This window comes from Oceanobacter sp. 1_MG-2023, from assembly GCF_030689025.1.
Classification (GTDB): Bacteria; Pseudomonadota; Gammaproteobacteria; order Pseudomonadales; family Oceanobacteraceae; genus Oceanobacter.
Genome location: NZ_JAUYWA010000003.1, coordinates 191,984 through 215,147 on the forward strand (window position 1 = coordinate 191,984; position 23,164 = coordinate 215,147).

The following is a 23,164-nucleotide window of genomic DNA, read 5'->3' on the forward strand; positions in this document are numbered from 1 at the left end:
TTTGTTTAACGCTAATGAAGGTTACTTGAAATAAAGGAAATAATGACAATCAACTTCTTCTTGTGAAGACATGAGTCAATTCCTGTTAGTTGGTGTTTACATCTGCGCTGACGTGTTTTGGGTATGGGGTGTGGTGTCAGCATTTCTCAATCAACAGGCTGCCAATGGAGTAGCCTGCCCCGAAGGAGCAAATCAGCCCTTTGTCGCCCGGGTTAAAATCATCATGATGGCGGTGAAAAGCAATAACTGAACCGGCAGAGGCGGTATTGGCAAACTCATCCAGTACAATTGGAGCTTCATGTGGTTCCGGGAGTCGACCAAGCAGCTTTTTGGCTGCAAACAGGTTCATATTGATATTGGCCTGGTGTAACCACATCCGTTTCAGTTCGCTGGCTTGCAGGTGATTGTGCGTCAGTTGGTTTTCAATCAGGTCGGTTACCAGTGGCAGCAATTCCTTGAATACCTTGCGACCTTCCTGTTTGAAGTAGGGTCGGCTCTCCGGCAGGGCATCCTGACAGTGGTCGGTGTAGTTGCCATCACAGCGAATGTTGTCGGAAAAAGATGTGAGTTGTTGGGTGTCGAGAATTTTGAAGCCGGATTTGGGGTGGGCCGCATCAGCCGGTTCGAGAACGGCGGCGGTGGCGACATCACCAAAAATAAAGTGGCTGTCACGTGAAGTCAGATCGACCTGAGGTGTTACAAATTCCGGGTTTACCAATAATGCACGTTTGGCAGTTCCTGCTTTGAGGGCGTTGTAAGCGCTAATCAGCCCAAAGGTAGCCGATGAGCAGGCAATGCCCATGTCGTAGGCGTAACCTGAGCAGCCAAGTCTGTGCTGGATTTCTACAGCGATGGAAGGGTAAGCGCGTTGGTGGTTTGTGCAGGCGACGATCAGCAGGTCGATATCAGCGGCTTGCAGCTTGGCGGCAGCCAAGGCATCGCGAGCGGCTGCCATGCCCATAATAACAGCCTCTGGTGGTTCTCCTGGCTGGGTGGCTGTAAAGGTTGGCCGCATACGTGATGGGTCCAGCATCCCTTGTTTGTGCATGGTGTAACGATGTTGGATGCCGGAGGCTTTTTCAATAAAGGCGGCACTGGAGAGAGGAGCTTCGGTGGCTTGGCCTGCGGTAATGGCGTCGGCATTACGTTGGTTGTGCTGCTCTGCCCAGGTGTTATAAGCACTTACCAACTCCTCGTTGCTGATGCTGTCATTGGGTGTGTACAGGCCGGTGCCTGTGATCAGGATATCTGTCATGTAGGATTACCTTGTTTTTATCTTATTATCGACAGATTGGATTTATATGCCAGATTTTCACGAATGTTTTTCCTCTGGCGTTTTTTGCTGTGATCGATCATGTGAGTACAAGGGAATTAATCCAGTCAGTCTGATGGGGGCTTCTTGTGGTTCGGGATTATTTGATGTTGCTGCGGACAGTCTGGTTGGGTGGTCTCTGGATCTGTACCTGGTTGGTGCGGCCGCTGCTGGGACAGCAAGGGTATTTTCCACAGCATGGCTTGGTGGTAATGCATGGCATGATACTGGTGGGTATCGCTGTGGCGCTATTGATGATTGCTCTGGCTGTGTTTGATGGTGTTTTACACCCCCAATCAAGGATGACCCAGATACTGCTGGCTATGCTGCTGTTGTCATTGGCGTATTTTGGCCTGATGCCCTGGTGGAAGCTGCAGATGATGTTGATGCATGCCCTGTGTGTGCTGGGGGTTGTCTGGGTCATGATTGCACCCCGATCGGTGCTGTGAGCATTTGTCTCGGTCGGGGTGTGAAGTGGAGCCTTGATATTTACAGTTTGTGGTCGCCACGCTGCAGGTTGGACAAATTGATTTTGGCGCGTGGGTTACGGCGTAACAGCAAGGCGGTATTGCCGATTTGCTGTACCAGTATGGCTTTACTAAGCTTTAACAGCTCGGCGATTACTTCTTTTTTCAGATCCCTGTCACCGACCGAAATCTTGATTTTGATCAGTTCATGGTCGTCCAGTGCCCGATTGAGTTCATCGAGTACGTTCTCGCTCAGGCCATTGCTGGCGACGGTAACAATCGGGTTCAGGTTGTGTCCAATAGCGCGATACGCTTTTTTTTGTTCGTTGGTGAGCGGCATTTGTTTGTCCGGCCCTCGGATGAGAGTGTTAAAATGGTTTGCCCCGGTAGCGGGGCCCCTGACAAGCAGGGCATGATGCAAGAGTATATCTGACCGGAAGGCAAACCCCTATGGCGCGATCGAAATCCAGTGCAGGCTGGTTAAAGGAACATGTGGATGATTTTTATGTCCAGAAAGCACAGCAGGATGGTTATCGAACCCGTGCCAGCTATAAACTGATAGAGCTGGATGAAAAAGACCAGCTGATTCGCCCCGGCATGACGGTGATCGATCTGGGATCGGCTCCGGGTGGTTGGTCACAGGTGGTGGTGCAGCGGGTGGGAGAGCGGGGTGTGGTGATTGCCTCTGATATTTTATCTATGGATGCGATAGCCGGTGTTGACTTTATTCAGGGCGATTTTACTGAAGAATCAGTATTTAATGTGTTGATGGAACGCATTGGCTCCAACCCGGTGAGCCTTGTAATTTCAGATATGGCCCCCAACATGAGTGGGGTAAGTTCGATTGATCAGCCCGGTGCGATGTATCTGGTTGAGCTGGCGCTGGATATGGCGCGGCAAGTGTTGAGCCGTGGCGGCAATTTTGTTGCCAAGGTATTTCAGGGAGAAGGGTATGATGATTACCTCAAAGATCTTCGTTCATCCTTTGACAAAGTGCTGATTCGCAAGCCCAAGGCATCCAGGCCACGGTCTCGGGAAGTCTATATTGTTGCGAAAGGTTTCCGTGGCTAGTAGATGCTTGCTAAGCTAAGAAGAATCAAGGCGTCATAAGCCTGTAATAGAGAGGTAGTGCCACCCATGGCAAAGAATTTCGTACTGTGGGCAGTGATTGCTGCGGTCCTGATGATGGTGTTTAACAACTTCCAGAACGTCGGACGTGGTAACGAACTGTCGTATTCAGAATTTATCACTGCTGTTGAAAGCGGCCAGGTTGAACGCGTCACCATCGCGGGTCAGAACATTACTGGCATCAGCAGCAATGGTGAATCGTTTGAAACCGTGCTGCCAGCGTACGACGATAAGCTGATGGATACCCTGCTGAATAATCAAGTGAAGGTAGTGGGTGAGAAGCCAGAGAAACAAGGCTTCTTTACCCAGCTGCTGCTGGCATCCTTGCCAATCCTGATCATTCTGGCGGTATTCATGTTTTTTATGCGGCAGATGCAAGGTGGAGGTTCTGGTCGGGGCGGCCCGATGGCCTTCGGTAAAAGCAAAGCCAAATTGCTGAGCGAAGATCAGATCAAGACGACTTTTGAAGATGTCGCCGGTTGCGACGAAGCCAAGGAAGACGTCAAAGAACTGGTTGAGTTTTTACGTGATCCAGGCAAATACCAACGGCTGGGAGGCAAGATTCCCCGTGGTGTGTTGATGGTGGGTCAACCCGGTACAGGTAAAACCCTGCTGGCGAAAGCCATTGCTGGTGAAGCCAAGGTGCCGTTCTTTTCGATTTCCGGTTCTGATTTTGTCGAAATGTTTGTTGGTGTTGGTGCATCCCGTGTACGGGATATGTTTGATCAGGCCAAGAAGCAGGCTCCTTGCATTATCTTTATTGACGAAATCGATGCCGTTGGCCGCTCCCGTGGCGTTGGCATTGGTGGTGGTAATGATGAGCGTGAACAGACTCTGAACCAGCTGCTGGTTGAGATGGATGGTTTTGAGGTCAATGACGGTATTATCGTTATTGCTGCAACCAACCGTCCGGATGTGCTGGACCCTGCATTGCTGCGTCCTGGTCGTTTTGACCGCCAGGTGGTGGTTGGTTTGCCAGATATCCGGGGGCGTGAGCAGATCCTCAAAGTACACATGCGCAAAGTACCGGTGGCTGACAACGTCAACGCTTCCTTGATTGCCCGTGGTACACCTGGATTTTCAGGTGCGGATCTGGCCAACCTGGTAAACGAGGCAGCCTTGTTTGCTGCACGCGCCAACAGTAATCGCGTCACCATGGAAGAGTTCGAGCAGGCCAAGGACAAAATCCTTATGGGTGCTGAACGCAAGACCATGGTGATGTCGGAGAAAGAAAAAACCAATACAGCCTATCATGAAGCTGGTCATGCCATTGTCGGACGCCTGATGCCGGAGCATGACCCGGTTTACAAGGTTTCCATTATTCCTCGCGGACGAGCATTGGGTGTCACCATGTTCTTGCCAGAGGAAGATCGACATTCGATCAGCAAGCGAGGTATTGAAAGTAATATCTGCTCGCTCTATGGCGGCCGTATTGCTGAAGAGATGACACTGGGCAAGGATGGCGTGACGACTGGCGCTTCCAATGATATTGAGCGCGCGACCAAGTATGCGCGTAATTATGTCACCAAGTGGGGTCTGTCCGAGAAACTCGGCGCACAGCTGTATACCGAGGAAGAACAGCAAGGTTATCTGGGTTCAGGTGGTGGTGGCCAGTTGTCGCACTTGTCTGATGAAACGGCCCGGGTTATCGATGCTGAAATCAAGGATTTGCTGGATACATGCTACAAGCGTTCGGCGGCTATCCTGGAAGAGCATCGGGACAAGCTTGAATTGATGAAAGACGCCTTGATGGAATACGAGACGATTGATGCTGATCAAATCAGTGAAATCATGGCCGGGCACAAGCCTAGCCCACCGAAGTCCTGGGATGATCGTAACTCATCGGGTCCATCCGCACCTGCCAGCGAAGAAAGTCGCGATATGGCAAAGGATCCAAAGGATGATGCCGAAGGAGAGTCAGTCAGCGATCGCTGACCATCTCTGTGAGGCTTGGCAAGGAGCGGCAATGGCCGCTCTTTCCGTTTCTGGGTATTGCCAATAATGTTTGCTGATTATTCAGCCTGATAATGCGATGGCCGGGGTGGATACGCCGGTTCGGTGACAAGTGTGTGGAAAACAGGATGTTTCTCCACTATATCTGAACGGATAAAAATGCAGTGATTCTTCAATGTGGTAAACGCCAACTGTCTCTGGTTCGCCCGGTGGTGATGGGGATTGTGAATACAACGCCGGATTCATTTTCTGATGGTGGCTGTTATAACAGCCTGGATGCCGCTTTGCGTCAGGCCGAGCGACTGGTTCTTGAAGGTGCCGGGATAATCGATGTTGGCGGAGAGTCTACCCGCCCAGGGGCTGATCCGGTGTCTACGGCGGAAGAGCTGGATCGTGTCGTGCCGGTCGTTGAGGCGATAGCCAGAGAGCTGGATGTGGTGATTTCGGTTGATACCAGCACCGCAGCGGTGATCACGGAATCCGCCACGGCGGGTGCCCATATGATCAATGATGTGCGGGCACTGAGTCGTCATGGTGCTATCGAAGCGGCGGCAGCCAGCAGGTTGCCTGTGTGTCTGATGCATATGCAGGGGCAGCCCGATTCCATGCAGCAAGCCCCTTGCTATGAGTCCGTGGTGGATGAAGTCTGCCATTTTCTTGAACAACGCATTGCCGCCTGCGTCGCAGCCGGAATAGATAAAAGCCAATTGCTGATTGATCCGGGTTTTGGTTTTGGTAAAACCTGTGACCATAACTATGAGTTGATGTGTCATCTGCAGCGGCTGAGCCGGTTAGGCTTGCCATTGTTAGCGGGCCTGTCTCGGAAACGTATGATTGCAGAAGTAACCGGTGTGACGGAGCCGGATCAGCGCATGATCGGCAGTGTTGCCGGAGCTGTGATTTGTGCCATGAAGGGTGCGCGCATTTTACGCGTACACGATGTACGGGAGACCGTAGAGGCAATGCAGGTAGTAGCGGCAACTCTGGGGGTGCGTCATGGCTAGACAATATTTTGGTACCGATGGTATCCGCGGCCGGGTGGGTGAGTCACCAATTACTCCTGATTTTGTCATGCGGCTCGGCTGGGCCGCTGGCAAGGTCTTTTCTCGGCAAGGAAAAAGCAAAATCCTGATAGGCAAGGATACCCGTATTTCTGGCTATATGTTTGAGTCGGCGCTCGAAGCCGGGCTGTCGGCGGCGGGGGTGGATATTGCCTTGCTGGGGCCGATTCCAACCCCGGGGATTGCCTATCTGACCCGAACTTTTCGTGCCCAGGCTGGCATTGTTATCAGTGCTTCCCATAACCCTTATTACGATAACGGCATCAAGTTTTTCTCTGGCGTTGGGCAAAAACTGCCTGATGAGACGGAAGGTGCCATTGAGCATTATCTGCAGCAACCCATGGTCTGTGTGGAATCACAGCAGCTAGGTAAGGCTGTCCGGATCAACGATGCCGCTGGCCGTTATACCGAGTTCTGTAAAGGAACGGCCAGTTCGTTGAATTTGCGCGGTTTGAAGATTGTGCTGGATTGCGCACATGGCGCTACCTATGCGATCGCACCTGCGGTGTTTTCCGAGCTGGGAGCTGATATTGTGGTGTTGGGGAATCAGCCCGACGGATTTAATATTAATCGTGAAACTGGCTCCACTGAACCGGAACGATTGCGGTGCAAGGTGCTGGAAGAAAGTGCTGATCTGGGTATCGCGTTTGATGGGGATGGTGACCGGGTGGTTATGGTTGATCATCGTGGTGAACTGGTTGATGGTGACCAGTTGTTGTACATCATGGCGGCTTATGCACAGCAATCCGGTCGTTTGCAGGGAGGGGTGGTCGGAACCCTGATGAGTAATATGGGGCTGGAGCTGGCGATGCAGGAGCTGGATATTCCTTTTGTGCGAGCCAGAGTCGGTGACCGTTATGTGATGCAGAAACTGGATGAGCATGGCTGGCGTCTTGGGGGGGAATCTTCCGGGCATTTGCTGGCGCTGGATGTTCAGACCACTGGGGACGGCATTGTTGCTGCCCTGCAGGTATTGACCGCGCTGATGGAAACAGGCACTTCGTTGCATGACTGGCACAAGCGCATGGCTAAAATGCCTCAGGTGATGATTAATGTGCCCCGCCGCCGGGAGGTAGATATTCAGACATCGGATGTTATCCGTCATGCTGTGATGGATGCCGAATCCACTCTGGCAGGACGAGGCCGGGTGTTGCTGCGCCCCTCCGGGACAGAACCCGTGGTGCGAGTGATGATTGAAGCAGAGGCAGAAGTATTGGCGCAAACACTGGCCAGACAGTTGGCAGATGTCGTCGAAGCAGAACTGGACATCTGAAATGGTTGGAATACAGGTGGTCGAAGTGAGTGTATCCTTTGTGAATATGCGCTTCGGCTTGTTTCGCAGGCACTTCTTGGATAGTATCTGCGCTCTTTGAATTTGGGAGTGTCCTGTGCGTCGCTTGATGATTGCCGGTAACTGGAAAATGAACGCTGCGAGCGACACAACGGCTGCATGGCTTGATGCTGTTGCCGCAGTGAATGCACCGGAGCGCGATCTGGTGGTTTGTCCGCCGTTTCCGTATCTGGGTCAGGTGGTCGCCGGACTTGAACACAGTCAGGTTCAGGTCGGCGCGCAAAATTGTGCCAGTGAAGAAGCAGGTGCCTTCACCGGTGAAGTGTCGGTCGGCATGTTGGCAGACATGGGTTGCCGCTACGTTATTGTCGGTCATTCCGAGCGTCGTGCCCTGTATGCCGAAACTGATACGCTGGTCTTGGAGAAAACCCGTCGAGTACTGGCTGCCGGCATGAAAGCGATCGTTTGTGTTGGCGAAACACTGTCCGAACGGCAGGCGGGTAATGCCGAGCAGGTGGTTGGCACACAGCTGTCACTGTTGCTGGCATCCTTGAGTGATGCTGAATGGCAGTCCGTGATCGTGGCCTATGAGCCGGTTTGGGCGATAGGCACCGGTGAAACGGCAACTCCGGCACAAGCCCAGGCAATACACTTGTTTATACGTGAGCAGTTGGCAGGGCGCGATGCCAGCCTGGCTGCCACAACTCAAATTCTCTATGGCGGTAGCGTAAAAGCAGACAACGCCGGAGAATTGTTTTCTCAACCTGATATCGATGGTGGTCTGGTGGGCGGTGCCTCACTGGATGCTGACCAATTTCTGAAAATTTGCACGGCTTAGGAAAGTATGGAATCTATCATTCTCATTGTTCACATCCTGTTGGCTCTTGGTATCGTTGGTTTTGTGATGTTACAGCAAGGCAAGGGTGCAGACGCCGGTGCTTCATTTGGTGCTGGTGCATCACAAACTGTCTTTGGCAGTGGCGGCTCCGGTAACTTCCTCAGCCATACAACGGCGTATCTGGCGGCAGCTTTTTTTGTTACCAGCTTGGGATTGGGGCTTTATGCCAAGCAAAATGCCGAAAAAATATCGAATATAGGTATTCCTGCCCAGGAAGTGATTGAAAAGCTTGAGAAAGATACCCCACTTGTGGAAGAATACGCGCCTGCTGTGGATGCACCGGAATTGGATGCATCTGCGAGTGATCAACCAAGCGTCGAATAACACGACTGGTTGATCCTCTGGCAAGTCTTTGATGCGGATGTGGTGGAATTGGTAGACACGCCATCTTGAGGGGGTGGTGAGCAATGCTCGTGCGAGTTCGAGTCTCGCTATCCGCACCAATCCAGCTTGAGTAAAAGCGATGTCGTTCGCTTTTACGGTCGAAACGCCCTATAATAAGTCGACTCAAGCTGCCCTAAAGCCCCTCATGTCAGGGGCTTTTTAGTAGCTGTCGTCACAGTCAAACACCGATTTGTGACGAATACCGGATGATAGATAACGTTCGGTGTAAAGATTTGGCAGATCTGTTGTCTGGTCATCAGGCAACAACATCGGGCTGGGCACTAGGTGCCCAGTTTTTGTTTCTGAGAGGTAAAAAATATTGGCTCGTGATGCCCGCTTGCTGGAAATGTTGGCTCCTGTTGTTGAATCAATGGGGTTTGTCTTCTGGGGTCTTGAGCTGGTCGCTCAGGGGCGCCATACGCTGTTGCGGGTGTACATTGACCATGCAGACGGCATTACAGTCGACCATTGTGCGGATGTCAGCCGTCAGATCGGTAGCGTACTGGATGTAGAAGATCCGATTTCTCAGGATTACACCCTGGAAGTCTCTTCCCCTGGTATGGATCGTCCATTGTTCACCATGGATCAGTACGTGCAATCAGTCGGTGAAGAAATCGAACTGCGTTTGCGTATGCCCTTTGATGGACGCCGCAAATTCAAGGGGCGTCTTCAGGGTATCGAGGAACAGGATATTGTGCTGTTGGTTGATAATCATGAATACCTGTTACCTGTCGAGCTGATAGAAAAGGCTCATATTGTTCCCAATTTTGATAACTAAGGTTGCATAGCAGCGAGGCTGGAAGATGAGTAAAGAAATTCTCCTGGTCGCGGAAGCGGTTTCCAACGAAAAAGGCGTATCGCGAGACGTTATTTTTGAGGCCATTGAATCGGCACTGGCCGCCGCCGCGAAGAAACGCTACGAAGATGAAGAAGCGATCATTCGGGTTGATATTGATCGCAAGACTGGTGACTACGATACTTATCGTAGCTGGCTGGTTGTTAGCAATGATGTGGTGCCGGGTCTGGGAGATGAATTGACCTTGCAGGAAGCGCATGACATCGACACCAATCTCCAGCCCGGCGACACCTACGAAGTCAAGGTTGAAAATCCGGATTTTGGTCGTATTGCTGCGCAGGCCGCCAAGCAAATTATTGTTCAGAAAGTACGTGAAGCTGAGCGTGCCCAGATTGTTGAGCAGTATCAGGATCGTGTTGGCGAGATTGTTAACGGTACCGTCAAAAAGGTTACTCGCGACAATGTTATCGTTGATCTTGGCAACAACGCTGAAGGCTTGCTGCCCAAAGATCAGCTGATCGGTCGGGAAATCATGCGCATGGGGGATCGTGTCCGCGCCATCCTGAATGCGGTTCGCCCTGAAAACCGTGGCCCTCAATTGATGTTGAGTCGCACCATTTCAGAGATGCTGATCGAGCTGTTCCGTATTGAAGTACCTGAAATCGCCGAAGAGGTGATTGAAATCAAAGGGGCTTCGCGTGACCCCGGTTCTCGTGCCAAAATTGCTGTCAAAACCAATGACAAGCGTATAGATCCGGTCGGTGCCTGTGTTGGTATGCGCGGAGCACGTGTACAGGCTGTTACCAACGAACTGGGTGGTAGCGAACGGATTGATATCGTGCTCTGGGATGACAACCCGGCACAGCTGGTTATCAATGCCATGGCTCCGGCAGACGTTGCATCCATTGTCATGGATGAAGAAACCAACACCATGGATGTGGCGGTAGAAAGCGACAATCTGGCTCAGGCCATCGGGCGTGGTGGACAAAACGTCCGCCTGGCATCCGAGCTGACGGGCTGGACAATCAATGTCATGACCATCGAAGATGCTGCTGCGAAGCAGGATCAGGAAGCGTCGGCATATATTGATAACTTTATTAACACTCTCGACATCGAAGAAGATTTTGCGGTGTTGCTGGTTGAAGAAGGCTTCACCACGCTGGAAGAAATTGCCTACATCCCGATTGACGAGATGCTGGACATTGAAGAGCTGGATGAAGACATGATTAATGAACTCCGTACTCGCGCCAAAGACGTGCTACTGACCCGGGCTCTGGCCTCGGAAGAGAAGCTCGAACAGTCGCAGCCAGCAGAAGATCTGCTGGAAATGGAGGGCATGGAAAAACATCTGGCGCTGGTATTGGCCAGCAAAGGTATTTGTACGATGGAAGATCTTGCCGAGCAATCCATTGACGACCTGATGGACATTGAGGATATGACCGAGGAGAAAGCGGCGGACCTCATAATGACCGCACGCAAGCCCTGGTTTGAGGGCAATGATTAATCCACTCACTCGGCATAGGAGAAACGCATGGCAGAAGTAACAGTTAAAGAACTCGCCGACGTGGTGGGGACCAGCGTAGATCGCTTGTTGTCCCAAATGAAAGAAGCGGGCCTGCCACAGACCGCAGCAGAACAAAGAGTGTCGGATGAAGAAAAAGCCGGCCTGTTGACCTTTTTGAAAAAGAGCCACGGTGGTGCCAATGAACTGGCACCCCAGAAAATCACTCTGAAACGCAAGGTGACCACAACGTTGAAAACCGGTCAGGGTGGCAAGAAAGCCGTATCGATCGAAGTACGCAAAAAACGTACTTACGTGAAACGGGATGAAATGGATAAAGACGTTGAAACAGCACGTCAGGCAGAAGCAGAACGATTGGCTGCAGAAGCCAAGGCGGCTGACGAAGCGGCTCGAGTTGCTGAACGTCGTGTTGCCGAAGAACGGGCAGCACGTGCTGCGCGCAGTGCAGCCGAAGCTGAATCTCGTGCCCAGGCCGAGGCGGCTAGCAAGCCCATCACACAAACCGCGCGGGTCAGTATTGCTCCGCGTGCTGACTCCAAGGCGGCGCTGGCTGCCAAGGCTGCTGCTGAAAAAGCTGCCGCCGAAAAAGCCGCGGCTGCTGCCAAGGCTGCCAAAGCCGCTGCTGCCGCCAAGGCCAAGCCTGCAGCAGCCAAAACAGAGCCGGCACCCCAGCCTCGCCGTGATGATCGTTCCGCACGCCCCAGCAAGCCGGTTGCTACCGCTCGCGTCAAGGCCAAGCCACTGACTGCTGAAGAAGATGCTGCGCAAAAACGTGCAGAGGCAGAAGCTGCTCAGCAACGTCAGGAAGAGCATCGCAAGAAAGGCAAGGTGGTCGACAAGAAGCGTTCCGATACCCGCGAAAACAGCCGCTATATGGATTCCGAGGGTGGCCAGAATAGCGGTCGTCGTCGCAGCAAGGCTAAAGGCAAGGGCAGCCGTAGCCGTCAGCAACAGCAAAACAACAACGAACACGCTTTTACCCGTCCAACAGCACCGGTTATTCGTGAAGTTGAATTGCCAGAAGCGATTACAGTCGGCGAACTGGCTTCCCGTATGAGTGTTAAAGCCGGTGAAGTGATCAAGAGTCTGATGGGTATGGGCGTTATGGCGACCATCAACCAGACGCTGGATCAGGACACCGCGACTCTGCTGGTTGAAGATATGGGCCACAAGGTGGCGAAGCTGATCTCTGACAATCAGCTGGAAGAAGACGTTACAGACTCCGTATCTTACGAGGGTGAAGAAAAAACCCGGGCGCCGGTCGTAACGGTTATGGGTCACGTTGACCATGGTAAAACGTCGTTGCTTGATCACATTCGTCGTACTCGAGTGGTGGCCGGAGAAGCCGGTGGTATTACCCAGCATATTGGTGCCTACCATGTGCAAACAGATCACGGCATGGTGTCCTTCCTGGATACACCGGGACACGCGGCGTTTACTGCCATGCGTGCTCGTGGTGCCCAGTCAACCGACGTGGTTATTCTGGTGGTTGCCGCCGATGACGGCGTGATGCCTCAAACCGAAGAAGCCGTACAGCATGCCCATGCTGCCGGAGTTCCTCTGGTTGTTGCGATCAACAAAATGGACAAGGAAGGCGCGGATGTTGACCGTGTCAAAAATGAATTGTCCGCTCGTGGCGTACTGCCAGAAGACTGGGGTGGCGATGTACCTTTTATCCCGGTTTCTGCCCATACCGGTCTGGGTATCGACGAGCTGCTGGAAGCGGTGTTGCTGCAAGCCGAAGTACTGGAGCTGAAAGCACACTTCGACGGCCCGGGCTGTGGTGTTATTGTGGAATCCCGTCTTGATAAAGGACGTGGTCCGGTTGCAACCATGCTGGTGCAGAACGGTACGCTGAAAAAAGGCGATATCGTGCTTGCCGGTACCTGTTATGGCCGCGCCCGTGCGCTGCTGGACGAAAACGGCAAGCCGGTTGATGAAGCCGGCCCGTCTATTCCGGTTGCGATCCTGGGTCTGAATGGCACTCCGGATGCTGGTGACAGCTTCATGGTGGTTGAAAACGAGAAGAAAGCCCGCGAAGTGGCGGAATATCGTGAGAACAAGGCCAAAGAGCAGGTACAACAACGTCAGCAAGCCGCAAAACTGGACGCCTTGTTCAGTGGTATGGGCGAAGGTGCTCCAGCGGTACTGAATATCGTCTTGAAAACCGACGTTCGGGGTTCGTTGGAAGCCATTGTGTCTTCCTTGCAGAAGCTGGCTACCGATGAAGTGAAAGTGAACGTGGTATCGTCCGGAGTGGGTGGTATTACGGAAACCGACGTGACTCTTGCGGTTGCTTCCAGTGCGGTTGTTTTCGGCTTTAACGTACGGGCTGACAATGCTGCCCGTCGTATCGTGGAAAACAGCGGCCTGGATATGCGTTATTACAGCGTGATCTACGATCTGCTGGATGATGTGAAACAGGCGATGGCTGGTTTGTTGGCGCCAGAGCTGCGCGAAGAAATCGTTGGTATCGCCGAAGTTCGCGATGTCTTCAACTCACCAAAATTCGGCCAGATTGCTGGTTGTATGGTGACCGAAGGCACAGTGCACCGGAACAAGAAAATCCGTGTGCTGCGTGAAAACGTGGTGATTTATGAAGGTGAGCTGGAATCGTTGCGTCGTTATAAAGATGATGTGGCTGATGTTCGCCAGGGTATGGAGTGTGGTATTGGCGTGAAAAACTATCAGGATGTTCGCCCTGGCGATCAGATTGAAGTATTTGACGTCCGTGAGGTTGCTCGTACTCTGTGATCCATCAAGTACCTTGTGTACTTTGGGTCTGACCCTTTGACAAAGCCCGGCCTTGCCGGGCTTTGGCGTCTGTAGCCTGCGCCCATAGCCGCAGCAAGAGAGAAATATCATGCCAAAAGATTACAGTCGAACCTCCCGTTTGTCGGAACAGATTCAGCGCGAACTGGCCTTGAAAATCCAGTTTGAAATGAAAGATCCGCGCCTGGGAATGGTGACTTTGAATGACGTGCGGGTGGCTAAGGATCTCGGCTATGCCGATATCTATTTCACCGTGATGGGTGCCAAGGGAGAAACCGATCAGGAAATCCAGGCACAGACCGTCGCCATTTTAAATGACGCCGCCGGTTATCTGCGCTCCGAACTGGCCCGTATTCTGACGACTCGTGTGACGCCGATGTTACGTTTCCACTATGATGAAAGCATGGATCGGGGACACCACCTGACTGGCCTGATTCGTCAGGCCCGTGATCAGGACAAGGCCAATCAGGCTTCTGCTGAAGACGACGACGCATAAAGGCGGCTGGGGTGGCGACGCTGAGGCACTACCGTATAAAGACCTGCTGCGGCAAGCACTTAATACTAGCCTCAATGCAGCACCTTCAGTACAATTACAAGTGCCGGTACAAGGCTGATCAAGCCTTGGTTATGGCCAGTATCTGCAGCATTTGACCTTCTCGTGGTTGGTCAGGTCTGCAACGGCATACTACTGTTAATGTGCACGGTAGCGATGTCTTTTTTAACGTCAGGTTTACCTGATGCACATTATGTTGGAGTTATACATGGCATTATCTGCTGAGAAAAAAGCTGAGATCGTTACAGAGTATCAAACTGCCGAAGGTGACACCGGTTCACCGGAAGTTCAGGTTGCCCTGCTGACCCATAACATTCTGGGTTTGCAAGGTCACTTCAAGGAGCATGGCAAAGATCACCACTCCCGTCGCGGTCTGATTCGCATGGTTAACCAGCGTCGTAAGCTGCTGGACTATCTGAAGCGTAAAGATGCTAACCGTTACCTGGATCTGATCCAGCGTTTGGGTCTGCGTCGCTAATCTCGCTTGCAGCAAAAGCCCTCCGGGGCTTTTGTTGTTTCTGTAGCTCGCTTGTGCGGCTGTCTATACTCCCTCTAAATTCTGTTATCACTGTGGTGCCAGCCCCGCAAGAACGCGGTGGTGCTTCTAACCATTTGTCGTTGGTTCCCGTCAGGGAACCCGATATCCCCGTTCTGCTGTCAGCGTGGGGGAAGCCGGCTCGTGCAACGGCCAATGCTTAGAAGCACCGGCGGTGATGCAGCTTCGTTTGATTTACAGGAAAAATGAATACATGAGCAACAAACCTGTCGCTAATACCAGAACGTTCCAACTCGGTAACGACACCATCACGCTTGAAACTGGCCGAATTGCCCGTCAAGCCGATGGTGCGGTACTGGTTACCATGGGTAAAACCCAGGTGCTGGCTACTGTCGTAGCTGCCAAGAAAACCAAACCCGGCCAGGATTTCTTCCCGCTGTCGGTTCATTATCAGGAAAAAATGTACGCTGCAGGCCGTATTCCTGGTGGTTACCTGAAGCGCGAAGGCCGCCCTTCAGAAAAAGAAACACTGACTTCCCGTCTGATTGACCGTCCGATCCGTCCTTTGTTTGCCGATGGCTTCATGAACGAAGTTCAGGTCATCGTCACGGTTATGTCGTCTGAAAAAGATGTTGATCCAGACATGTGCGGCATGATTGCTACCTCCGCTGCCTTGGCAGTATCCGGTGTGCCTTTTAATGGTCCAATCGGTGGTGCACGGGTTGCCTTTATTGAGGACAAGGGTTACATCCTGAACCCGACTCAGACTCAGCTGGAAGATTCCTTGCTGGATATGATCGTTGCCGGTACCAAAGATGCCGTCTTGATGGTGGAATCCGAAGCCGACGAACTGACTGAAGACGAAATGCTGGGTGCTGTACTGTTTGCCCACAAAGGTTTCCAGCCTGCTATCACGGCCATCAGTGAGTGGGTTGAAGAACTGGGTGTCAGCAAATGGGATTGGGCAGCTGAAGCCAAGAACGTTGAGCTGTACGAAGCAGTAAAAGCAGAGACTGCAGCTGCGATCGGTGAAGCCTATACTACGTCTGACAAGATGGAGCGTTACGGCAAGCTGGACGCGATCAAGGCTGACGCGATTACAAAACTGGCTGCAGCAGAAGGCGAAGAAGGTTTCTCCGCTGACGATATCGCTGACATGATGGGCGAGCTGAAATACGAAGTTGTGCGCAAACGCATTATCGATGGCGAGCCACGTATTGACGGCCGTGATAACGATACCGTTCGTCCTCTGACCATCGAGACCGGTGTACTGAACACCACGCACGGTTCAGCTCTGTTCACCCGTGGTGAAACCCAGGCGATTGTTGTGACCACTCTGGGCTCTGCCCGTGATGCACAGATGATCGACTTCCTGCACGGCACCAAGGACGATCCGTTCCTGTTCCACTACAACTTCCCTCCATATTCTGTTGGTGAAGCTGGCCGTCTGGGTACGCCAGGCCGTCGTGAAATTGGTCATGGTCGCCTTGCCCGTCGTGGTATCCAGGCAATGATGCCTACAGCAGACGAATTTCCTTATACCATTCGTATTGTGTCAGAAATCACCGAATCCAACGGTTCTTCTTCCATGGCGTCCGTGTGTGGTGCTTCCCTGGCACTGATGGACGCAGGTGTACCGATCAAGGCCCCGGTTGCTGGTATCGCCATGGGACTGATCAAGGAAGGCGAACAGTTTGCCGTTCTGACTGACATTCTGGGTGACGAAGATCACCTGGGTGATATGGACTTCAAAGTGGCTGGTACTGATGAAGGTATCACTGCCTTGCAGATGGATATCAAGATCGAAGGTATTACCGAGCAAATCATGGAAATTGCTCTGGAAAAAGCCAAAGCAGCCCGTCTGAACATTCTGGGTCAGATGAACACTGTGATTGCTGAGCCACGTACAACACTGGCTGAAAACGCACCGACCATGAGCACCATGAAGATTCCTTCCGATAAAATCCGTGAAGTGATTGGTAAAGGTGGCGCGACCATTCGTGATATTACGGAAAAATCCGGTGCTTCGATCGACATCAATGATGATGGCGAAATCAAGATCTTTGCGGCTGGTAAAGAAGCCTCTGATTTGGCGCGCAGCATGATTGAAGCAATCACTGCGGATATCGAAGTAGGAACTACCTACACAGGTAAAGTCAGCAAAATCGTCGATTTTGGTGCTTTCATCACCGTTCTGCCTGGCAAGGATGGTCTGTTGCACATCTCTCAGATCAGCGAAGAGCGTGTTGAGAACGTGACCGATTACCTGAAAGAAGGTCAAATGGTTAACGTACACGTAATGGATGTTGATCCAAAAGGTCGTGTCAAACTGACCATGAAGGGTGTCGAGCAACCTGCTTGATATCTGAGCGGTGCACCGGTTTCGTTGATTTTTAGCTGACGAAAACGGACTGACTGCTTTCTGAAACCGCCTTCGGGCGGTTTTTTTATGGCTGCTCTCTCACTGTGATTGATACGGCAGGGGTTGATGCACGGCAAGACACCAGAGAGTGGCTGCTCCTAGACTAATAAAGTAGCTGAAATCCGCTGCAGTAATAACAGCCTGCTCGCCGATGACCGGTTCAGATTGCGCCGGGTATGGATCCATTAAAACGATGGCGCAGGTGGGTTTTATTCTGTTTTTTGTGTTGGCAGCGGGTGGATGTGTCTTTAACTGTTGGCAATGATTGGTCTGGAGAGCGTGATGGCACGTGAACGAATGGTACTCAAAGAAACCGGCGGCAGTCTGGATGTTAGCTCGGACGCCGGTCGGTTGTCTCGTGCGCTGGCACAGGCCGGTTGTTCTGTGCCGATGAGTCGGGTGACGGAAGCCTTGTGGGTGGCCGAGCGGTTGTCTGATCAGCTGTATGACCGTATTCCGGCGCTGCAACGACAAGCCGGGTTTTTATCCATGCCAGGTTCCGCCGCTCAGTGGCAGGTACTGATGCAACTGGCCGCTGCGGGTATGTTGATCAACCACCTGACGGGCAAGCGCCGCGACTGGTTATCGGCTCTGCCAGGCATGGGAGCGGCGCTGGAAATCTGGCAGTTACTTACTGGCAGTGCAAACCGTGCCCGCCAACAGCGTTATCCGTTAACTCTTGATGGCTGGACTCGTTTTGAACAGGAATTTGGCCGGGATACGGAGCAACAGATTCTGCCTGGCCCCTGGATTTCGCCTGAACTGATGGGAGCCAGAGCACCGCTGGATACCTTGGTAACTCAGGCTGTCCATCAACCGTTACCAGGAGAAGTGGCCTTGCTGGTGATGGATGGTGATATTGACGAATTAAAAGAGCGAATGGGACGCACTCTGGCTTGGTGGTCCCGGCAGGATAGCGGTGTATTGATTCCGGTCTGGGTTGCGGACAATGGTCAGCAGCCCGTGGATAGTGATGAGCTGTTATTAACCGATGCCAGACCAGTCAATATTGCTTGTGCATTGCTGGAAGCTGAGGCGGAGTGGCCGTTGCGACAGACTGCCGATATACACTGGTTGCCCTGGCTTACGCTGGTGTGCCAGCCGGTTATTGCAGTCGCAATTGAGCCAGCAGCCAGTACCGGTTGGCCTGCCAAGGCTGCAGTACTACGACAGCCGCGTCAGCCATTACGACCTTTTATGGTAACGGTGAACCGTCCAGACCCGCATTGGCAAGGTGCGCAACAACCGCATGACGTGTTGTCAGTGCTGGATCGTTACTTCGCCGATATCTGTGAAATTAATCCGGCATTACGGCCTCGGCTGGCGAGCCACCTTGGTGCTGTACAAAAGACATTGCCGATCAGCTGTGAGCGGTTGGGGCTTCGCAGTGCCGGAACAGCCGGGGCTTTGCTTCATCATCACGATGGTGAATTACTGGTCAATGCCTGCTTGGGCAATCAGATGGGCATCAATATGCTGGTGACACACGAGTCTGCCGGTCTTGCCATACTGGAGCCGGTGTTACAGGCGATTGCCTTTGCTCGTCGGCAAAAGCTGGATGATGAAGCCGCCCCCTGGGCTGGCTTGCCACTGGTTTGTCGTCATGACCCTGCCGCTCCTGAAATGACAGAACTCTTGTTGTCGCAAAGTGCCGATCAGATGCGGGTGCTGTTGATCCCGGATGGCAATACTGCGCAGGCGGCTTTAAAGAGCTGCTACGGTGAGACTGGAGTGGTGATGCAGCTAGTCATTCCGGATGGCCCGGTTGCCTCTATTATGACACCGGCGATGGCAGAGCAGTTGGTCAGTCATGGGGCTGTGTGTTTGCATGGGCATTGTGCTGCGGAAATTCAGCTGGTGGCCAGTGGTTATCAGTCTTTGCAGCAGGCATTACAGATCAGTGAGCGCTTGCAACAGCATCAACGGCCACATTCATTGGTGTACTTGCTGGAGCCTGGCCGGTTTCGCCACGCCAGGGATTCAGCCGAAGCCGGTTGTCAGGTTGACGATCAAATTATCAGTGGTCTGTTCCCCGAGATTGTACGTCAGCGTCTGGTTTTCTGTGATATGCGCCCGGAAGTGTTTATTGGGCATTGTCGTCGCCTGCATCTGGATAGCAGTCAGGTACTGGGATTCAGTAATCACCCTGCGGCGCGGCTGGGCGAAATACCACAAGCGAATGCATGCAGCTGGTTGCACGGCCTGGTTCGGTTGGCGTTATCTTTGGGGTTGCCAGAAGCAAGCTGGTTGACGGAGTCGGAATGGCAGTCGTTACAGCGATAACGTTGATCTGACACACCGGGACGGTGGTAAGGGTTTGCAGTCATAGTGACTGGTGTTGTGGCTGGTGTTGTGGCTGTCTGAGTGCAGGGCTGGAAAAGAATAGAAAGCTTGATATCAGAACTGAATAGCCAGCATCTGAAGAAGATCAGCCATCAGGGTCAGGAGCTGACACCTGATGGCTGGAAACCATCAAAACGATATTACATCGTCTTACATATGGCCGGTTTCTTCGTAACGTTGGTGCCAGCTTAATGCTTCACCCAGCAAATGCGGAGTATGCATGCCACGACCACTGGCGCAGGCGCGATCAAAGTAATCGCGCAAGGCTGGGCGGAAGGCTGGATCGGCACATTTTTCTATAATGACGTGTGCACGCTGTCTTGGAGACAGGCCGCGCAAATCCGCCAGACCGTGTTCGGTAACCAGAATCTTGACGTCGTGTTCCGTGTGGTCAACGTGAGAAACCATTGGCACGATGGCAGAGATGGCACCATTTTTGGCGGTTGATGGCGTTACAAAAATTGACAGATAACCGTTACGGGCGAAGTCACCAGAACCACCAATACCGTTCATCATACGGCTACCCATAATGTGGGTAGAGTTGACGTTGCCGTACATATCGGCTTCGATCAGGCCATTCATGGCGATCACTCCCAAACGACGAATCAGTTCCGGGTGGTTACTGATGTCTTGCTGACGCAAGATGATCCGCTCCCGGTAGAAGTCGATGTTATTGTTCAGCTCGTCCATGGCGGTCGGACTGAGTGAGAAAGCGGTAGAAGATGCGGCTGCCAGAGTGCCGGATTTCAGCATGGCCAGCATGCCGTCCTGGATTACTTCGGTAAAAGCAGTCAGCTGTTTGAATGGGCCGGCATCAAGACCTTCCAGTACGGCGTTAGGAATGTTGCCCACACCGGATTGAATTGGCAGCAATTCTTTCGGCATACGTCCCAGAGCAATTTCCTGCTCGAAGAATTCGAGGATATGGCCGGCAATGCGGCGCGAAATTTCATCTGGTGGGTTAAACGCTGAATTGCGATCGGGAGCGTGGCTTTCAACAACCGCAATGACTTTCTCGGTTGGGCAATCCAGATAATGCTTGCCAATACGGTCGGTAGGCTTGCTGATCTGGATAGGTTTGCGGTTCGGCGGCAAGGCAGTACCGTAGTAGATATCGTGCATGCCTTCCAGACCAGCACTTTGAGCGCTGTTGACTTCCAGAATGATGTGGTCAGCTTGTTCGATCCAGGTCTTGTTGTTACCAACCGCAGAGGAAGGGATCAGGCGACCATCTTCAAGTACACCAGTGACTTCGATGACGGCAATGTTCATTTTGCCAAGGAAGCCGGACCAGGCGTACTGGGATACTTCGGACAGGTGGATATCGATGTAATCCATGCTGCCGTTATTGATTTTTTCACGGCAGATTGGATCTGATTGGAAAGGCAAACGCATATTGATGCCGTTGACGGCCGCCAGCTTACCATCCAGTTCCGGTGCGGTTGACGCGCCAGTCCAGATGTTGATGCGGAATTCTTCGCCAGCGTTGTTCAGTTTTTCTATACGATCAGCCAAAGCAGCAGGAATGGCTTTAGGGTAACCTGCGCCAGTAAAGCCGCTCATGCCAACGGTGCTGCCAGCAGGTATCAGTGCGGCGGCGTCTTCGGCAGACATAAGTCGATCAGAGAGTGCCGTGCAGAGCATGCGTGAATCTGTAGCCATAGAAAAGTCCCGGTTATATAAAGAGTAATATCCGATTGGCGTATTTCATGTCTTTTTTATGCCAATACGTGCCAAATAGTATGGCTTTATGCGTGCTAAGTACCATCTTTCGGTATCGACTTAAGTCTATAAAAACAGTGTGTTGAATAAAATGACATAATTGTCAGGTGGTTTTTTGGCAAAACGGGCGGGAAATACAGCTGTAAGCGTAAAACGCTAAGGGCAGGGCGGGCCTAGCTTATACGTTGCGGTATTGGCTGTCGGTGATACGTTAGTTAGATATACAAAAGACAGTAGAGAACAGCACCGGTGCAAGCCTTGCAGTCGTTAGTTTTGCACCGATGCTGTTCTCTCAAAGACTACTGGGCGATAGACTGGTTCACCACCGCCAAAACGGCATTCATGCTGGCGCTTAATGTGTCTTCGTCTTCTGCCGCGCCAGTGTAGCGTTGGCCATTGATATTGGCCTGGATAAAGGCGACAGCCCCGGCATCCGAACCTTCACCGGATGATTGCTCATCAAATTGCACGATCTGGACCGATACACCTAATGCGCGGTGGATGGCGTCAGTAAAGGCACTGATCGCACCGTTGCCGTGCCCGTGCAAGCTGATCAGGTTGCTGCCGTCGTTAAGGCAAGCCTGAACGGCGGTCTGGCTGCCACTGCCTTCAAGGGTGTAGCTGTCGAGTTGCAACTGGCCATGGCTGGTCATAAAGGTGCGGCGGAACAAGCTGACGATATCGTCGGTTTGCAGTTCGCTGGCACTGCGTTCAGCCAATGCCTGCACAGGTTGGGCCAGTTCAATCTGTACCCAGCGTGGCAAGGTGATGGCCATTTCCTGCTCAAGCAAATAACTGGCTCCTCCTTTGCCCGACTGGCTGTTGACCCGGATGACAGACTGGTAGCTGCGACCGATATCTTCCGGATTGATTGGCAAATAAGCGACATCCCAGTGTTCACTCGCTGTTTGCACGGCGAGGCATTTACGGATGGCATCTTGGTGGCTACCGGAAAAAGCGGTATATACCAGTTCTCCAAGCCAGGGGTGGCGCGGATGGGTCTTGATATTGGTACAGGCTTCGACGGTGCTGATAATGTCGTCAGCCATGCTGATATCCAACTGCGGGTCGATACCCTGGCTATAGAGGTTCATGGCCATGGTGACGATATCCATATTCCCGGTGCGCTCACCATTGCCCAGCAAGGTGCCTTCTATACGATCGGCTCCGGCCAGAATGGCCATTTCCGCTGCGGCTATGGCACAACCCCGGTCGTTATGGGTGTGGATGCTGATTAACAGGCTATCGCGTTTTTCAACATGATCACAAAACCATTCAATTTGATCAGCAAATACATTGGGCATGGCCGATTCAACCGTGGCAGGAAGGTTGAGGATGATTTTTTTCTCGGGAGTGGGCTGCCAAACATCAATGACGGCATTACACACCTCGACGGCGAAGTCGACTTCCGTACCGGAAAAGCTTTCTGGTGAATATTGGAAGGTCCAGTCTGTTGCCGGATAGTCCCGTGCGACTTGCTGTACCTTGGCAGCGCCTTTGCGGGCAATGTCGATGATACCGGCCTTGTCGAGGTTAAAGACTTTCTGACGCTGGACCGGAGAGGTTGAGTTGTACACGTGCACCACGGCGCGGCGCACACCATCAAGGGCTTCGTAGGTGCGTTCGATCAGATCATTACGCGCCTGTACCAACACCTGGATCGTGACATCATCCGGAATACGATTTTCTTCGATCAACCAGCGGACAAAGTCGAAGTCCGGTTGTGATGCAGCAGGGAAGCCGACTTCAATTTCCTTGAAGCCCATATCGACCAATAAGTGCCACATTGCCTGTTTCTGGCTAACGTTCATGGGCTCAATCAACGCCTGGTTACCATCACGCAGGTCGACAGAGCACCACAGCGGAGCCGCCTTGATTTCCGCATTGGGCCAGCGGCGATCGCTTTTCCGGATAACAGGAAAACGCGGGTATTTTTCCGGATTGAAGTCCGGGTTGCTGTATTTATGATGACTCATGGTGGCTCCGTACTGGTATTCAGATTGCTGTGATGAAACTGGGTACAGTGTAAAGTGAAGTACGGGAT

General features: G+C 52.4%; 18 protein-coding genes and 1 tRNA gene. 15 read left to right on the forward strand and 4 right to left on the reverse strand.

The features are described 5' to 3' along the window. Positions 1 to 136 precede the first annotated feature (136 nt). Positions 137 to 1,255 carry a beta-ketoacyl-ACP synthase III gene (locus Q8W22_RS03670; RefSeq protein WP_305413963.1) on the reverse strand — a complete coding sequence of 373 codons (1,119 nt, stop codon included), beginning with the start codon at positions 1,253 to 1,255 and terminating at the stop codon, positions 137 to 139. A 164-nt stretch (positions 1,256 to 1,419) separates the two neighbouring features. Between Q8W22_RS03670 and Q8W22_RS03675 the strand changes: the two genes are divergently transcribed. Then, positions 1,420 to 1,761 carry a hypothetical protein gene (locus Q8W22_RS03675; RefSeq protein WP_305413965.1) on the forward strand — a complete coding sequence of 114 codons (342 nt, stop codon included), beginning with the start codon at positions 1,420 to 1,422 and terminating at the stop codon, positions 1,759 to 1,761. A gap of 40 nt (positions 1,762 to 1,801) precedes the next feature. On the opposite strand, the gene Q8W22_RS03680 is transcribed toward Q8W22_RS03675, so the two are convergent. Beyond that, positions 1,802 to 2,119, reverse strand: a complete 318-nt coding sequence (locus Q8W22_RS03680) for a YhbY family RNA-binding protein (protein ID WP_303431825.1) — start codon at positions 2,117 to 2,119, stop codon at positions 1,802 to 1,804. A 110-nt stretch (positions 2,120 to 2,229) separates the two neighbouring features. Between Q8W22_RS03680 and rlmE the strand changes: the two genes are divergently transcribed. From rlmE to Q8W22_RS03750, 14 genes are all read left to right on the forward strand, one after another. Beyond that, positions 2,230 to 2,850 carry a 23S rRNA (uridine(2552)-2'-O)-methyltransferase RlmE gene (gene rlmE, locus Q8W22_RS03685; protein ID WP_303431826.1) on the forward strand — a complete coding sequence of 207 codons (621 nt, stop codon included), beginning with the start codon at positions 2,230 to 2,232 and terminating at the stop codon, positions 2,848 to 2,850. A gap of 66 nt (positions 2,851 to 2,916) precedes the next feature. After that, complete coding sequence (ftsH, locus tag Q8W22_RS03690; protein WP_303431827.1) at positions 2,917 to 4,842, forward strand: ATP-dependent zinc metalloprotease FtsH; 1,926 nt, start codon at positions 2,917 to 2,919, stop codon at positions 4,840 to 4,842. Positions 4,843 to 5,024: 182 nt separating this feature from the next. Next, entirely contained in the window at positions 5,025 to 5,864 is an 840-nt protein-coding gene (folP, locus tag Q8W22_RS03695) for a dihydropteroate synthase (RefSeq protein WP_305451644.1), read from the forward strand. Next, positions 5,857 to 7,194: a phosphoglucosamine mutase gene (glmM, locus tag Q8W22_RS03700; protein ID WP_305451645.1), complete on the forward strand. Its 1,338-nt coding sequence runs from the start codon at positions 5,857 to 5,859 to the stop codon at positions 7,192 to 7,194. The genes folP and glmM overlap by 8 nt, the downstream gene beginning before the upstream one ends. Before the next feature lie 115 nt (positions 7,195 to 7,309). Continuing rightward, positions 7,310 to 8,050, forward strand: coding sequence for a triose-phosphate isomerase (gene tpiA, locus Q8W22_RS03705; protein ID WP_303431830.1), 741 nt, complete (start codon positions 7,310 to 7,312; stop codon positions 8,048 to 8,050). 6 nt (positions 8,051 to 8,056) lie between these two features. Then, positions 8,057 to 8,434 carry a preprotein translocase subunit SecG gene (gene secG, locus Q8W22_RS03710; protein WP_303431831.1) on the forward strand — a complete coding sequence of 126 codons (378 nt, stop codon included), beginning with the start codon at positions 8,057 to 8,059 and terminating at the stop codon, positions 8,432 to 8,434. Between the two features lie 33 nt (positions 8,435 to 8,467). Beyond that, positions 8,468 to 8,553, forward strand: a tRNA-Leu gene (locus Q8W22_RS03715). A 257-nt stretch (positions 8,554 to 8,810) separates the two neighbouring features. Then, complete coding sequence (gene rimP / locus Q8W22_RS03720) at positions 8,811 to 9,272, forward strand: ribosome maturation factor RimP (protein WP_303431909.1); 462 nt, start codon at positions 8,811 to 8,813, stop codon at positions 9,270 to 9,272. 25 nt (positions 9,273 to 9,297) lie between these two features. Then, complete coding sequence (gene nusA / locus Q8W22_RS03725) at positions 9,298 to 10,794, forward strand: transcription termination factor NusA (RefSeq protein ID WP_303431832.1); 1,497 nt, start codon at positions 9,298 to 9,300, stop codon at positions 10,792 to 10,794. Between the two features lie 27 nt (positions 10,795 to 10,821). Then, positions 10,822 to 13,566 (forward strand): translation initiation factor IF-2, encoded by a 2,745-nt coding sequence (gene infB / locus Q8W22_RS03730; RefSeq protein ID WP_303431833.1) that lies wholly within the window; start codon positions 10,822 to 10,824, stop codon positions 13,564 to 13,566. 109 nt (positions 13,567 to 13,675) lie between these two features. Continuing rightward, positions 13,676 to 14,080, forward strand: a complete 405-nt coding sequence (gene rbfA / locus Q8W22_RS03735; RefSeq protein WP_303431834.1) for a 30S ribosome-binding factor RbfA — start codon at positions 13,676 to 13,678, stop codon at positions 14,078 to 14,080. Positions 14,081 to 14,345: 265 nt separating this feature from the next. Continuing rightward, entirely contained in the window at positions 14,346 to 14,615 is a 270-nt protein-coding gene (gene rpsO, locus Q8W22_RS03740; RefSeq protein ID WP_303431835.1) for a 30S ribosomal protein S15, read from the forward strand. Positions 14,616 to 14,886: 271 nt separating this feature from the next. Then, positions 14,887 to 16,995: a polyribonucleotide nucleotidyltransferase gene (gene pnp / locus Q8W22_RS03745; protein WP_305451646.1), complete on the forward strand. Its 2,109-nt coding sequence runs from the start codon at positions 14,887 to 14,889 to the stop codon at positions 16,993 to 16,995. Between the two features lie 342 nt (positions 16,996 to 17,337). After that, positions 17,338 to 19,338 carry a hypothetical protein gene (locus Q8W22_RS03750; protein ID WP_305451647.1) on the forward strand — a complete coding sequence of 667 codons (2,001 nt, stop codon included), beginning with the start codon at positions 17,338 to 17,340 and terminating at the stop codon, positions 19,336 to 19,338. A 210-nt stretch (positions 19,339 to 19,548) separates the two neighbouring features. Here Q8W22_RS03750 and Q8W22_RS03755 read toward each other — a convergent pair whose 3' ends face one another. After that, positions 19,549 to 21,060 carry an acetyl-CoA hydrolase/transferase family protein gene (locus Q8W22_RS03755; RefSeq protein WP_303431838.1) on the reverse strand — a complete coding sequence of 504 codons (1,512 nt, stop codon included), beginning with the start codon at positions 21,058 to 21,060 and terminating at the stop codon, positions 19,549 to 19,551. Positions 21,061 to 21,419: 359 nt separating this feature from the next. Further along, the gene (locus Q8W22_RS03760) at positions 21,420 to 23,096 is read right to left on the reverse strand and encodes a 2-isopropylmalate synthase (protein ID WP_305451648.1); all 1,677 of its coding nucleotides are present in this window, start codon (positions 23,094 to 23,096) and stop codon (positions 21,420 to 21,422) included. Between the last annotated feature and the right edge of the window lie 68 nt (positions 23,097 to 23,164).